The following is a 14,852-nucleotide window of genomic DNA, read 5'->3' as shown; positions in this document are numbered from 1 at the left end:
TTTTGAAGCGTGAAATTATCTTCGAAATTTTCACGAGCAGGCCGACATGATGAACAGCAACAGTCTGGGCGAAGACCTCAGGGCTCTCAGGGGAGCCCGCAAAATGACGCTTGAGGATCTTGCCCAGAAACTCGGGCGGTCGGTCGGCTGGCTCTCCCAGATCGAACGGGACATCTCCACGCCACGTCTGTCCGACCTGCGGCAGATTGCAGATGTTTTCAACGTACCGCTGTCGATTTTTTTCGGCAGTACTGAAGCACCGGACGAAGAAAAGGGCCGTATCGTTCGCTCTACCGCGCGCCGCGTGATCGGAGAACGGGACGCCGGCCTCGTTGAAACTCTTGTGTCTCCAGACCTGACCGACAGTTTCGAAATGATCCACTCGACGTTTCAACCGGGATCGCGACGCAGCAAACCGATCTCGCGCGCCACGCAGGAAGTCGCCTACATGATTTCCGGCAAACTGGACATCTGGCTGAACGAAGACGAATTCACAGTCGAAGCCGGAGACAGTTTTCGTATCCGCAACGCATCCTATCGCTGGGCCAATCCCTATTCCGAACCCGCAGTCGCCGTCTGGGTCATTTCCCCACCGGTCTACTGACCCTTTTTCGAGAAGGAAATCCGAATAATGTCCGTCCCGTCTACAGCCCGTGTCGTTATTGTCGGCGGTGGTATTGTCGGTGTGTCCACCCTTTATCACCTGGCCAAAAACGGCTGGTCTGACTGCGTCCTCCTGGAAAAGAACGAGCTCACCGCCGGCTCCACCTGGCATGCCGCCGGCAACTGCCCGAATTTTTCAGGCAGCTACGGCATCATGAACATGCAGCGATATGCGCTGGAACTCTATCGAGGCCTTGCCGACGAGGTCGACTATCCGCTGAACTATCACGTCAGCGGTTCTCTGCGACTGGCACATAGCCATGAGCGGATGATGGAATTCGACCATGTTGCCGGAATGGCGCGGCACATGGGCCTTGAAATGGAAATGTGCACACCGCAGCAATTGCAGGAACGCTACCCCTTCCTTGAACTTCACGATCTGGAGGGAGGCCTCTGGGATCCGCTGGATGGTGACATTGACCCTGCCCAGGTCACACAGGCGCTGGCAAAGGGAGCGCGCAGCCACGGCGCCAAGATCCTGCGCTTTACACCCGCGACCGGTGTCAGCCGCGAAAACGGTGAGTGGATCGTACACACTGAAAAGGGAGACATCCGCTGCGAATACGTCGTCAATGCCGCCGGCTACTATGCCGAACGGGTCGGCGAATGGTTCCTGCCTTTTGGCGGCCGCCAGGTCCCGATGGCCGTGATGAGCCATCAGTACTTCCTAACCGAACCGGTTCCGGAAATCGCAGAGTGGAGTGAAAAAAACGGCCGCAAACTGCCGCTGCTGCGTGATGTGGACACATCATACTATCTGCGCCAGGAAACCACCGGCTTCAATCTTGGGCCTTACGAACGCAATTGCCAGACAGCATGGACGAGAGCCGATGACCCGATGCCGGACGACTTCAGTTTTCAGCTCTATCCCGACGACCTAGATCGTCTGGAATGGTACATCGAAGATGCCATGGCACGTGTTCCCCTTCTCGGAACGCAAGGGGTCAGCCGCAACATCAACGGTCCCATTCCCTACGCACCTGACGGCCTGCCCATGGTCGGCCCGATGCCGGGCGTTCCCAATGCATTCGAGGCTCATACCTTCACATTCGGGATCGCACAGGGCGGTGGCGCAGGCAAGGTCGCTGCCGAGTGGATCATGCATGGCGCGACGGAATGGGACATGTGGTGTGTCGACCCGCGGCGCTACACGGATTACACGGACAAGCAGTATTGCATTGACAAGGCCAAGGAGGTCTACGGCCATGAATATGCAATGCATTTTCCGCATCATGAATGGCCGGCGGCGCGCAACAGGAAAACCTCTCCCAACAATGACAGGATCCTGGAACTCGGCGGCCAGATGGGGAGTTACAACGGCTGGGAACGAGCCAACTGGTTCGCCAAGCCCGGGGACGACGCGTCCGAAGAGGCGACGCAAACATGGTCCCGTTCGGGGCCCTGGGAACCTCGCGTTCGCGAAGAGTGCGAAGCTGTACGCGACACGGTCGGCGTTCTGGATCTCTGCGGTTTTTCCCGCTTCAGCCTCTCCGGGGAAGGCGCTGCCGAGTGGTTGCGTGGGAAAATCGCCGGTGGCCTGCCCAAGTCCGGACGCATGAATCTCGGCTATTTCCCGGACAACCGGGGGCGCGTCCTGACCGAAATGTCGATCATCCGGCATGGCGACGACGACTTCACTCTCATCACGGCTGCCGTTGCCCAATGGCATGACTTCGAGGTCCTCAAATCGGATCTGCCAGATGGGATGACGCTCGCCGACCGGACCAGAGACATGACGACCCTCATTGTTTCAGGTCCGAAGTCCAGGGATCTCCTGAGCAACCTCACGGATGCCGACCTCGGTCTTGGCTGGCTGACCCATCAGCAGACCACGGTTGCCGGAAAACCGGCGATGCTTGTCCGGGTCTCGTTCGCCGGCGAGCTCGGATGGGAAGTCCATGCGGATATGGAGAATATTTCCACGATCTATGACGCGATTCTGGCAGGAGGCGCCAGGCCATTCGGAATGTATGCGCTCAATGCACTGCGTCTTGAGAAGGGCTACCGTGCCTGGAAGGGTGACCTTTCTACCGATTACACCCTTTTCGAGAGCGGCCTCGGACGTTTCGTGAAACTCGACAAACCCCAGGATTTCCCGGGGAAACAGGCTCTCCAGATCGAAAAGCAGCAGGGCCCAGCCAAGGGTTTCGTGACGCTGACGGTCGATGCCGGGGATCTTGATGCGCCGTATATGTCCAGCATCTGGAAAGGCGATGAGATTGTCGGTGAGGTGACCTCCTGCGGCTGGGGCTATCGGGTCAACACCTGTATCGCACTCGGCGTCGTGCGATCCGGCCTGGACGCGCCCGGCACCGACCTCGAGGTCGAAATCTACGGACAAAGATACAAGGCCGTCGTTCAGCCGGATCAACCGCTTTGGGACCCGGAAAACGAACGGCTTCGGGCGTGAGCCGGACTGCCGAAGAATACTGCAACCAGTCGGCATTGAAATCGGAGGAATGCGCATGACCGGGAGTGAAGTCAAACAGCGCCGCCGTTCCGGTGGGCGTTCTGCCCGCACGGCAGCGCGCGCGCGTCCGCTCGATGAAGCGATCCGGCCGGTCCGGCCGGGCATGCCGGGCGGGCAGCTCCGGCCGTTGAAGGAAACGGACGTAGAGCGCATCAACGAGGCCGCTCTGCAGGCACTGGAGGAAATCGGTTTCGGCTCCGCTCCAGCTTCCGGGCGAGCCTATCTCAAAGAGGCCGGTGCGATCGAGGGGGATGACGGGCGAATTCGTTTTCCGCGCGCGCTTGTCGAGGACATGCTCGCAAAGGCGGCCCGGAACCTCACGCTGCACGGCAGGGATCCGAAATTCGACCTGAACCTGTCGGGCACGAATGTTCACTATGGCACGGCAGGTGCCGCGGTTCATATCGTCGATCCGAAGACCGGCGACTACAGGCACCCGACAGTTCAGGATCTCTACGATGCAGCACGCCTGGTTCAACGGCTGGACAATGTGCACTTCTTTCAACGCCCTCTTGTCTGCCGCGAATTCGAATCGTCTCGAGAGCTTGACATAAACACTGTCTACGCAGCGTGCGCAGGGACAACGAAACACATCGGAACCTCGTTCACCGAGGCCGCCAATGTAGCTCCGGCCATGGAGTTGCTGCACGGGATCGCCGGCGGCGAGGACGCCTGGCGGGAGCGCCCGTTCGTCTCGAACTCCAATTGTTTTGTTGTGCCTCCCCTGACCTTCGCCGAGGAAAGCTGTGAGGTGATGGAAGCGTGCATTCAAGCGGGAATGCCCGTGCTGCTGCTGTCGGCCGGTCAGGCCGGGGCTACCGCACCAGCGCCAATCGCAACGGCCGTCGTGCAGGCTGTTGCTGAATGTCTTGCCGGCGTTGTTTATGTCAATGCCATCAAACCCGGCCATCCTGCGCTGTTCGGCACCTGGCCATTTGTCAGCGACCTGCGGACCGGTGCAATGTCCGGCGGCAGCGGCGAACAGGCCCTGCTGAGTTCCGCCTGCGCGCAGATGCATCAGTTCTACGGCCTGCCGGGTGGTGCGGCAGCCGGGATCGCCGACAGCAAGTTGCCGGACATGCAGGCCGGCTGGGAACAGGGCATCAGCAATGTCATGGCCGGGCTGTCCGGTCTCAACATGGTCTACGAGGCTGTCGGCATGCATGCATCGCTCCTGGGTTTCTGCCTGGAGTCCCTTGTGCTCGGCAACGATATGCTTGGTCAGGTCTTGCGCTGCGTTCGCGGCATTGATGTCAAGGACGAGTTCGTCAACATCGATGTCATACGCTCGGTGGTACTCGACGGTCCCGGCCACTATCTCGGTCATGACCAGACGCTTCAACTGATGCAGAGCGAATATGTCTATCCCGACATTGCGGACCGTTCGAGCCCGAAGGAATGGGAGGAACGCGGCAGACCCCGTCTGCTCGACAGCGCCCAGGAAAAGATGCGCAGCATCCTTGCAGACGACGGGCACACGATCGACGCAGCAGCCGAAGAAGCGTTACGGGCAGTCCTGCCCCTTGCCGAACTTTCAAGGCCTTGAAGGCAACTCATCTCAAAAAACCAAGAACAGAAAGAGCATAAAGTGACACCTCCATCAAAAGCCCGCGTCGTCATCATCGGCGGTGGCGTTGTCGGATGTTCCGTCGCCTATCACCTGACCAAGAAAGGCTGGACCGACGTTGTCCTCCTGGAACGCAAGCAACTGACTTCAGGCACCACCTGGCATGCGGCCGGACTGATCGCCCAGTTGCGGGCGACGGAAAACATGACGCGTCTCGCCAAATACAGTCAGGAGCTCTATGGCAATCTCGAAGCGGAAACGGAGGTCGCGACCGGTTTCCGCCGCTGCGGCTCGATCACCGTGGCGCTGACCGAAGAACGCAAGGAGGAGATATTCCGGCAGGCATCGATGGCACGCGCGTTTGGTGTGCAGGTCGAAGAAATCACGCCTGACGAGGTGAAATCGCGCTACGGGCACCTGAATACCGACGGTGTTGTCGCCGGTGTTTACCTGCCGCTCGACGGTCAGGGCGACCCGGCCAATATTGCGCTGGCGCTTGCGAAAGGTGCCCGCATGGGCGGTGCAAAAGTGATGGAGCGTGTCAAGGTTACCGGTCTGCAGAAATCCGGCCGCCGGGTCACCGGTGTCGAATGGCAATCGGCGGCAGGCAACGGCACAATCGAGTGCGATCACGTGGTCAATTGCGGCGGCATGTGGGGACATGAACTGGGACGCATGGCAGGCGTCAACGTACCCCTGCACGCGTGCGAGCATTTCTATATCGTGACCGACAGCGTTCCCGGACTGACGCACCTGCCTGTTCTCAGGGTCCCTGACGAATGCGCCTACTACAAGGAAGACGCAGGCAAGATTCTTCTGGGAGCCTTCGAACCCAATGCCAAGCCCTGGGGCATGAACGGTATTTCGGACGATTTTGAATTCGACCAGTTGCCGGAAGATTTCGACCATTTCGAACCCATTCTGGAAGCAGCGGTCAACCGCTTGCCGCTGCTTGCCGAAACCGGCATTCATACATTCTTCAACGGACCGGAGAGTTTTACGCCGGACGATGCCTATCACCTGGGTCTGTCGCCGGAAATGGACAATGTCTGGGTGGCCGCGGGGTTCAATTCCATCGGCATCCAGTCTGCGGGCGGTGCGGGAATGGCGCTGTCCGAATGGATGGATACCGGAGAAAAGCCGTTTGACCTCGGTGACGTCGACATTTCCCGCATGCAGCCCTTTCAGGGCAACCGCCACTATCTGTTCGAGCGGTCCAAGGAAACGCTCGGCCTGCTCTATGCAGATCATTTCCCCTATCGGCAGAAGGCAACGGCAAGGGGTGTGCGCCGGACACCGCTCCACGAGCATCTCAAGGCGCAAGGTGCCGTTTTCGGCGAACTGGCGGGATGGGAGCGGGCCAACTGGTTTGCCGACGAAGGTCAGGAGCGCGAATACCGCTATACGTGGAAACGGCAAAACTGGTTCGACAATGCCGCCCGCGAACACTTGGCAGTCCGCGAAAATGTCGGCATCTACGATATGTCGTCCTTCGGCAAGATCCGTGTCGAAGGACCCGATGCCGAAGCCTTCCTGAACTATGTCGGCGGTGGCGACTATTCCGTGCCGGACGGCAAGATCGTCTATACGCAGCTGTTGAACGATCGCGGCGGCATAGAAGCCGATGTGACGGTGACCCGCCTCTCGGAGACCGCTTATCTGGTCGTCACTCCGGCGGCAACACGCCTTGCCGACGAAACCTGGCTGCGGCGGCATGTCGGCGACCACAGGGTCGTGATCACGGATGTTACCGCCGGCGAAGCGGTTCTTGCCGTCATGGGACCGAAGTCGCGGGCACTCCTGCAAAAGGTCTCGCCGAACGATTTCAGCAACATCGTCAATCCGTTCGGTACAGCCCGAGAAATCGAGATCGGCATGGGCCTCGCGCGCGCGCATCGGGTCACCTATGTCGGCGAACTCGGTTGGGAAATCTATGTTTCGTCAGACATGGCCGCGCATGTGTTCGAAACACTCCACGAAGCGGGCAAGGAGCTAAATGCCAAACTGTGCGGAATGCACATGATGGACTCGTGCCGGATCGAAAAAGGCTTCCGGCACTTCGGCCATGACATCACGTGTGAAGATCACGTGCTGGAAGCCGGACTCGGGTTTGCGGTCAAAAGAGACAAACCCTCGTTCATCGGTCGCGATGCAGTGCTGCGCAAGCGCGAAGCAGGTCTCGAAAAGCGACTGGTACAGTTCCGCCTGACCGACCCGGAACCGCTCCTCTACCATGCTGAACCGATCCTGCGGGACGGCAATGTGGTCGGTTTCCTGAGCAGCGGAAACTACGGGCATACTCTTGGGGGTGCCGTTGGCCTCGGATATGTGCCCTGTCATGGGGAAAGCGTGGAACAACTGCTGAGCTCGTCTTACGAAATTGAAGTCGCTGGTGTGCGGGTCAAGGCCGATGCGTCCCTCAAACCTCTTTATGACCCGAAATCGGAAAGGGTGAAGGTCTGATCAACTGACGTAAAACTCCCTCGAGCGCAGGGCTTCAGCTTGTGAAAATCCAAGTCCGGCTCGTCTATCAATTAATTTTTGAGACCTATTGTCTCAATTTTTAATATCCGGTAACAATGACCTGACGATGGCGAAGGATCGGATTTGACCTCTTCTGGCCTTATGATGCTTCGCAATCTGGCCCTAAGAGTGCGATGGAAAGTCGAGTTAAATCTCTTCCCAACGCATTATTTGCGAAAAGAGATTTTCTTGAATTCACGGGAGTATTCGACATGAAAATGACGACCGAGGAAGCCTTTGTCAAAGTGCTTCAGGCGCACGGAATAGAACATGCATTCGGCATTATCGGCTCTGCCTTCATGCCGATTTCCGATCTGTTCCCTCAGGCCGGCATCAAATTCTGGGACTGCGCGCACGAGGGATCGGGCGGGATGATGGCGGACGGTTACACCCGTTCCACCGGCAAGGTCAGCATGATGATTGCCCAGAACGGGCCCGGCATCACCAACTTCGTCACGGCTGTCAAAACCGCCTACTGGAATCACACACCGCTCCTGCTCGTCACACCGCAGGCTGCGAACAAGACGCTTGGCCAGGGCGGGTTCCAGGAAGTGGAACAGATGGCACTGTTCAAGGACATGGTCGCGTATCAGGAAGAAGTCCGTGATCCCACGCGCGTTGCCGAAGTGTTGAACCGCGTGATCTTGCAGGCGAAACGCGCAAGCGCACCGGCCCAGATCAACATGCCCCGTGATTTCTGGACACAGGTTGTCGATATCAACCTGCCTGCGATCGTTGATTTCGAACGCCCCGCCGGCGGCGAAACCGCGATCCAGGAAGCGGCCGAACTGCTGAGCACCGCGAAGTTCCCGGTCATCCTGAATGGCGCGGGCGTCGTTATCGGCGGAGCCATTCCTGCTTCGATGGATCTTGCCGAACGCCTGGATGCTCCGGTCTGCTGCGGCTACCAGCACAATGACGCGTTCCCCGGTTCACACAGGCTCTTTGCCGGCCCGCTCGGCTACAACGGTTCGAAGGCCGGCATGGAACTGATCTCCAAGGCGGACGTCGTTCTCGCATTGGGTACACGTCTCAATCCGTTCTCCACACTGCCCGGATACAGCATGGATTATTGGCCGAAGGACGCCAAAATCATTCAGGTCGACATCAATCCCGATCGTATCGGACTGACGAAACCCGTCTCCGTCGGAATCGTCGGAGACGCGAAGAAAGTGGCTGAGGCGCTTCTGGACAAACTCTCTGCGAGCGCCGGAAACGACGGTCGCGACGAGCGCGTGCACACCATCGCGCAGACCAAGTCCCGTTGGGCACAGCAACTTTCTTCAATGGATCACGAGGACGACGATCCCGGCACCACCTGGAACGAACGTGCCCGCGCCGCAAAGCCCGAGTGGCTGAGCCCGCGCAAGGCATGGCGGGCCATTCAGGCAGCCCTTCCCAAGGAAGCCATCATCAGTTCCGACATCGGCAACAACTGTGCGATCGGCAATGCTTATCCGAGCTTCGAAACCGGGCGCAAATACCTGGCGCCGGGCCTGTTCGGGCCGTGCGGTTACGGCCTTCCGGCCATCGTCGGCGCCAAGATCGGCTGCCCGGACACACCTGTCGTCGGTTTTGCCGGGGACGGTGCCTTCGGCATTGCGGTCACCGAACTGACCGCAATCGGACGCAACGAGTGGCCGGCAATCACAATGGTCGTTTTCCGGAATTACCAGTGGGGGGCGGAAAAGCGCAACTCGACACTCTGGTACGACGACAACTTCGTCGGCACCGAACTCGACGAACAGGTGAGCTATGCGGAAATCGCCAAAGCCTGTGGTCTGCAGGGTGTTCAGGCACGCACGATGGATGAGCTGACGCAGATGCTCGACAAGGCAATTGACGACCAGATGAAACACGGCAAGACCACCCTTGTCGAAGCTCTGATCAACCAGGAACTCGGAGAGCCGTTCCGCCGCGACGCGATGAAGAAACCGGTCGCGGTTGCCGGTATTTCGGCGTCCGACATGCGTCCGCAAACGGCAAGCTGAAAGGCCGGTTTGCAACGCAATGGGTGATGTTCTTGTCCTGAATTCCGGATCCTCCTCGATCAAGTTCGCGCTTTTCGGCGCGGACCTGTCGAAAAGGACCAGCGGAAGCGCTGTCGAAATCGGCGGCGCTTCCAGCCTGGTTCTGAACGGCACCCGGCAAGACGTCAGCCTGCCAGATCACGTTGCAGCACTTGAAGCGATTTTCCGGTCGCTAGAGGAAGCAGGCGTGGACCTCGTCAATCTTGCGGCCGCCGCGCACCGCGTCGTGCATGGCGGCCGCAATCTGCGCGCGCCCTGTCTGGTGACACCCGACATTGCCGACGAGATCGGGCGCTGTTCACCGCTTGCGCCCCTTCACAATCCCCATAATCTTGCCGCCATCCGGGCCGTTGCGGAACTCGCGCCAAACCTGCCGCAATGCGTCAGCTTCGACACTGCTTTTCATGCGAGCAATCCCGACGTTGCAAGGCGATACGCAATCCCGGACAGCGCAGTGGAAGACGGACTGCAGCGCTACGGGTTCCACGGCATTTCCTATGAAAGCCTTGTGCTGAAACTGCCCGAACTCTCTGCAAACGTGCTGCCGGACAAGATCCTCGCCATGCACCTGGGTAACGGGGCGAGCCTGTGCGCCATCGGGAACGGGCGTTCGGTTGCCACGACGATGGGCTATTCACCCCTCGAAGGATTGACGATGGGCACCCGATCCGGGTCTATCGATGCCAACGTGGTCCTGAAACTTGTGGCCGACCACGGTCTCCAGCGCACGTCGGAGATACTCAACAAGGAGAGTGGATTGCTGGGGCTTGGTGGCGAGTCCGACATGCGCAAGCTCCACCAGATGAGGACGACGAAGTCCGAATTTGCAATCGATCATTTCTGTTACTGGGCCGTCCGTCACGCAGGATCGATGATTGCCGCGATGGGCGGTCTGGATGCCATCGTATTTACCGGCGGGATCGGCGAAAATGATGCCGTTGTCCGCCGAAAGATCCTTGAAGGGCTTGCCTGGCTCGGCATAGATCTCGACCCGAACGCAAATGCGTCGGGAGCCAGCAAGCTGCACACACCTTCCTCGAAAAAAATGGTATGGATCGTCCCAGCCGAAGAGGAAGAGATGATTGCACGCAGCGCGCAAGCGATCATGGAGGAACATTGATGTCACTAAGCGAACCGGTACTCAACACGTCGCCGGAAGTGTCGGACGAAGTCCGCAAGACGACCTGTTACATGTGTGCGTGCCGGTGTGGCATCAACGTGCATCTCAAGGACGGCAAGGTTGCCTATATAGAAGGAAATCGGGATCACCCGGTCAACAAGGGTGTGCTGTGTGCCAAGGGCTCGTCGGGCATCATGCAGGTCAACGCTCCCTCCCGATTGCGTGCCCCGCTCAAGCGGACCGGACCGCGCGGTTCAGGTGAGTTTGAGGAAATCTCCTGGGACGAAGCACTCGAACTCGCGACCTCCTGGCTGGACCCGGTTCGCAAATCTGCCCCGGAAAAACTGGCTTTTTTCACCGGACGTGACCAGTCGCAGAGCTTTACGAGCTTCTGGGCGCAGAATTTCGGAACTCCCAATTACGCTGCACATGGCGGATTCTGTTCGGTCAACATGGCAACCGCAGGCATCTACACGATGGGAGGGGCCTTTTGGGAATTCGGCCAGCCGGATTGGGAGCGCACCAAACTCTTCATGATTTTCGGTGTCGCGGAGGATCACGATTCCAACCCGATCAAAATGGGTCTCGGAAAACTGAAGGCGCGCGGCGGCAAGGTGATCGGCGTCAACCCGATCCGCTCGGGCTATAATGCAATCGCCGATGAATGGGTCGGAATAACTCCGGGCACAGATGGCCTCTTCATTTCCGCCCTGATCCATGTCCTTTTGAAGGCCGGCAAGATAGACCTGACCTACCTGGCCCAGTTCACCAATGCGCCGTGCCTGATCAATGCGACCCCCGGTTCGCCCGAGGAAGGGCTCCTCCTGCGGGACAATGACGACAAGACGCTGGTGATCGATCGGGCCAGCGGCACGCTTCAACCCTTCGACAAGGAGGGGGTCAACCCGGATCTCGCCGCCAGCGTCGACATGGACGGGGTCACCCACAAGACCGTCTTCCAGCATCTCGCCGACCAGTTTCTGTCCGACGACTTCAGCCCTGAGGCCGTGGCCGAGCGGTGCGGCGTCACCGCTGGACGCATCAAGGCAATCGCGGCCGAACTGGCCAGGGTCGCTTTCGAGGAAGCATTCGAAATCGACCAGCCCTGGACGGATTTTCGAGGCAAGCGGCATGAGAAAATGCAGGGGCGGCCCGTCAGTTTTCACGCCATGCGGGGAATCTCGGCGCATTCAAACGGGTTCCAGACGTGCCGCACGCTCCACATCCTGCAGATCCTGCTCGGAACGGTGGAAGTTCCCGGTGGTTTCCGTTTCAAGCCTCCCTACCCCAAACCCGTCGAGGCGCATCCCACGCCACATTGTCATTCCAAGCCGGACTGTCCGCTCGACGGGCCCCATCTCGGCTTTGTGCGCGGCCCCGCGGACCTGGCACTGAAGGAAGACGGCACACCGGCAAGGATCGACAAGGCATTTACCTGGGATAACCCGCTTTCGGCCCACGGGCTGATGCATATGGTCATATCCAATGCCCATGCCGGCGATCCCTACAAGATCGACACCCTGTTTCTCTACATGGCCAACATGGCCTGGAACTCGTCCATGAACACGCGCGGCGTCATGGAGATGCTGACCGACAAGGACGAAAACGGTGACTATGTCATCCCGCGCATCATTTACTCCGACGCCTATTCTTCGGAGATGGTCGCCTATGCGGATCTGATCCTGCCCGACGCGACCTATCTGGAACGGCATGATTGCATTTCTCTTCTGGACCGGCCGATTTGCGAGGCCGATGCGGCAGCCGACGCGATCCGCTGGCCGGTGATCGAACCGGACCGGGACGTTCGGGGGTTCCAGTCGGTGCTGGTGGATCTCGGTGCGCGTCTGAAGTTGCCCGGCTTCACCAACGAAAAGGGCGAGCCCCTTTACACCGATTACGCCGATTACATGGTCAATCACATGCGCCGGCCGGGTATCGGACCGCTGGCCGGCTTCCGCGGCAACGGCACAGAATCCGGTCGTGGCGAAGTCAACCCGAACCAGCTTGAACGGTATATCGAGAACGGCAGCTTCTTCATCGAGCACGTTCCGGCCGAAGCCACATTCTACAAACCATGGAATTCCGCCTATCAAAAATGGGCGGTTGATCTCGGGTTTTACGACAAGCCTCAACCCTACCTGTTCCAGCTCTATGTCGAACCCCTTCGCCGCATGCAGCTTGCTGCCGAAGGTCATGGCGACAGGCAGCCGCCGGATCACCTGCGCAAACAGATCATGGACCACCTGACGCCCTTCCCTGTATGGCATCCGCCGCTGGAAGACGCGTCGGTCGATACCGAAGACTATCCAGTCCATGCGCTCACCCAGCGGCCGATGGCGATGTACCACTCCTGGGGCAGCCAAAACGCCTGGCTGCGACAGATCCACGGCCGGAACCCGCTTTATGTTCCGACGAAGATCTGGAAGGAAAACGGATTTGAAGACGGTGACTGGGCAAGGGTCACGTCCGTACATGGCGAGATCACCGTTCCTGTCGCGCATATGGCCGGACTCAACGAGAATACGGTCTGGACCTGGAACGCAATCGGCAAACGCAAGGGGGCCTGGGCGCTTGACGAAGATGCACCGGAAGCCACCAAGGGCTTCCTGTTGAACCATCTCATTCACGAGTTGCTGCCTCCAAACGGTGACGGCCTGCGCTGGTCGAATTCCGATCCGGTTACCGGTCAGGCGGCCTGGTTCGATCTCAGGGTAAAAGTTGAAAAGGTGAAAGCGCCACCGGAAAGCCAGCCGGTCTTCAGCGCGCTGAAGTCACCGGTTGGCACTGGACCCGCAACTGTTCGGCAGAAGGTGACCTCATGACCCGGCTGCCTGAAACAACACAAAAGAAACTCGGTCTTGTCATCGATCTGGACACCTGTGTGGGGTGTCATGCGTGCGTCACGGCCTGCAAAGGCTGGAACACGGAAAATTATGGCGCCCCGCTCAGTGACACGGATGCGTATGGCAGCGAACCGGTCGGAACCTTCCTGAACCGTATCCACAGCTATGAAGTCGAACCGACAGGCGGCGGCTGCAGCCAGACGGTGCATTTTCCGAAATCCTGTCTTCACTGCGAAGACGCCCCGTGCGTGACGGTCTGTCCGACCGGCGCCAGCTACAAACGCTCCGAGGACGGCATCGTTCTTGTCAACGAGGATGCCTGTATCGGCTGCGGTCTTTGTGCCTGGGCTTGCCCGTACGGTGCACGGGAGCTGGATCTTGCAGCCGGCGTGATGAAGAAATGCACGCTCTGCGTCGATCGTATCTACAATGAAAACCTGCCCGAAGAGGACCGGGTACCGGCCTGCGTACGGACCTGCCCAGCCGGCGCGCGGCATTTCGGTGATTTTGCGGATCCGGAGAGCAATGTCTCAAAGCTCACCGCAGAACGCGGCGGCATTGACCTGATGCCGGAACAGGGCACGAAACCGGTCAACAAGTACCTGCCGCCCAGACCAAAGGACCAGATGAAGGACATGGACGTCCTGACGCCCTTGATTGAACCTGTCTGCGAGGAACCCAAGGGTTTTCTTGCCTGGCTCGACAAACGACTGGAGGCGCTCTGATGCATCCGGCTCCTTCCGTTATCATCTTTACCGTGTTGTCCGGACTGGGCTTCGGCTTGCTGACCTTTCTCGGGCTCGGTCTCCCCGGAGCCACCGGTTGGGCTGCGTTTTTCTACTTCGCAGCCGGATTCGCGCTGGCCGTCGGCGGTCTTCTGGCTGCGACGTTCCACCTCGGCAATCCCCAACGCGCCCTGAAGGCCTTCACACAGTGGCAGACAAGCTGGCTTTCCCGGGAGGCGTGGCTTTCGACGGCTGCGTTGATCGTGCTGGGCGTCTATGCCTTTGCCGCGATCTTTTTCAACGCTTCGATCACGTTGCTTGGCTGGCTTGGCGCCCTTCTTTCTTTGGCGACAGTTGTCGCAACAGCCATGATCTACGCCCAGCTGAAGACCGTGCCACGCTGGAACCACTGGCTTACGCCGCTTCATCTGCTGACAATTTCGTTGGCAGGCGGGGCAATGCTTGCACAGCAGGCGGGCGCAGCGGCGGTGCTTCTCCTGTTTGCCGGCGCAGTGCAGATTTTCCATTGGGTTTTGGGGGATCGACGATTTGAAGAACGTGGCCACACCATCGAAACGGCGACAGGTCTCGGAGACCGGGGCAAGGCCCGCCTCTTCGAACCACCGCACACCGGCTCGAACTACCTGTTGAAGGAAATGGCCTTTGTTGTCGGCCGCAAACACGCACAGAAACTGCGCCTCATTTCATTCGTTGCAATGATCGTGCTGCCGCTGGTCATCGTAGTTCTTTTGCCGATGAACCCTTTCACAGCTGTCATCGCGACACTGTTCTATCTGGCCGGAGCCTTTGCATCCCGATGGCTGTTCTTTGCCGAAGCACAGCACGTGGTCAGTCTCTACTACGGCGCGTCCGGCTCCAATCCGCCCTATCAACCTAGCTTATCTCGCTGA

9 protein-coding genes are annotated in these 14,852 nt (G+C 59.1%); all 9 read left to right on the top strand.

The genetic code is table 11. The annotated features are described in order from the left end of the window. Positions 1–46 precede the first annotated feature (46 nt). Positions 47–604 carry a helix-turn-helix domain-containing protein gene (locus ACO6TI_RS10460; RefSeq protein WP_029061968.1) on the top strand — a complete coding sequence of 186 codons (558 nt, stop codon included), beginning with the start codon at positions 47–49 and terminating at the stop codon, positions 602–604. 27 nt (positions 605–631) lie between these two features. Beyond that, positions 632–3,073 (top strand): GcvT family protein, encoded by a 2,442-nt coding sequence (locus ACO6TI_RS10455; protein ID WP_422384906.1) that lies wholly within the window; start codon positions 632–634, stop codon positions 3,071–3,073. Between the two features lie 55 nt (positions 3,074–3,128). Next, positions 3,129–4,679 carry a trimethylamine methyltransferase family protein gene (locus ACO6TI_RS10450; RefSeq protein WP_104705302.1) on the top strand — a complete coding sequence of 517 codons (1,551 nt, stop codon included), beginning with the start codon at positions 3,129–3,131 and terminating at the stop codon, positions 4,677–4,679. A 42-nt stretch (positions 4,680–4,721) separates the two neighbouring features. Continuing rightward, complete coding sequence (locus tag ACO6TI_RS10445; RefSeq protein WP_422384905.1) at positions 4,722–7,163, top strand: GcvT family protein; 2,442 nt, start codon at positions 4,722–4,724, stop codon at positions 7,161–7,163. Positions 7,164–7,435: 272 nt separating this feature from the next. After that, a complete protein-coding gene (gene xsc, locus ACO6TI_RS10440) occupies positions 7,436–9,214 on the top strand; it encodes a sulfoacetaldehyde acetyltransferase (protein WP_055120246.1) in 1,779 nt (592 codons plus the stop codon). A 19-nt stretch (positions 9,215–9,233) separates the two neighbouring features. Beyond that, positions 9,234–10,373: an acetate/propionate family kinase gene (locus ACO6TI_RS10435; RefSeq protein WP_422384904.1), complete on the top strand. Its 1,140-nt coding sequence runs from the start codon at positions 9,234–9,236 to the stop codon at positions 10,371–10,373. After that, entirely contained in the window at positions 10,373–13,195 is a 2,823-nt protein-coding gene (locus ACO6TI_RS10430) for a molybdopterin oxidoreductase family protein (RefSeq protein WP_055120249.1), read from the top strand. The genes ACO6TI_RS10435 and ACO6TI_RS10430 overlap by 1 nt, the downstream gene beginning before the upstream one ends. Then, positions 13,192–13,941 (top strand): 4Fe-4S dicluster domain-containing protein, encoded by a 750-nt coding sequence (locus ACO6TI_RS10425; RefSeq protein WP_029061974.1) that lies wholly within the window; start codon positions 13,192–13,194, stop codon positions 13,939–13,941. The genes ACO6TI_RS10430 and ACO6TI_RS10425 overlap by 4 nt, the downstream gene beginning before the upstream one ends. Next, entirely contained in the window at positions 13,941–14,852 is a 912-nt protein-coding gene (locus ACO6TI_RS10420) for a dimethyl sulfoxide reductase anchor subunit family protein (protein WP_196998971.1), read from the top strand. Before ACO6TI_RS10425 ends, ACO6TI_RS10420 begins: the two co-directional genes overlap by 1 nt.

It is taken from the genome of Roseibium album (assembly GCF_965233825.1).
Lineage (GTDB): Bacteria > Pseudomonadota > Alphaproteobacteria > Rhizobiales > Stappiaceae > Roseibium > Roseibium album.
This window is presented reverse-complemented; position numbering and strand designations above follow the sequence as displayed.

Excerpts from the sequence above, each read along its gene's own strand:
- ACO6TI_RS10430 (WP_055120249.1), top strand. The coding sequence starts at position 10,373 with ATGTCACTAAGCGAACCGGTACTCAACACGTCGCCGGAAGTGTCGGAC.
- ACO6TI_RS10435 (WP_422384904.1), top strand. The coding sequence starts at position 9,234 with ATGGGTGATGTTCTTGTCCTGAATTCCGGATCCTCCTCGATCAAGTTC.
- ACO6TI_RS10455 (WP_422384906.1), top strand. The coding sequence starts at position 632 with ATGTCCGTCCCGTCTACAGCCCGTGTCGTTATTGTCGGCGGTGGTATT.
- xsc (WP_055120246.1), top strand. The coding sequence starts at position 7,436 with ATGAAAATGACGACCGAGGAAGCCTTTGTCAAAGTGCTTCAGGCGCAC.
- ACO6TI_RS10450 (WP_104705302.1), top strand. The coding sequence starts at position 3,129 with ATGACCGGGAGTGAAGTCAAACAGCGCCGCCGTTCCGGTGGGCGTTCT.
- ACO6TI_RS10425 (WP_029061974.1), top strand. The coding sequence starts at position 13,192 with ATGACCCGGCTGCCTGAAACAACACAAAAGAAACTCGGTCTTGTCATC.
- ACO6TI_RS10460 (WP_029061968.1), top strand. The coding sequence starts at position 47 with ATGATGAACAGCAACAGTCTGGGCGAAGACCTCAGGGCTCTCAGGGGA.
- ACO6TI_RS10420 (WP_196998971.1), top strand. The coding sequence starts at position 13,941 with ATGCATCCGGCTCCTTCCGTTATCATCTTTACCGTGTTGTCCGGACTG.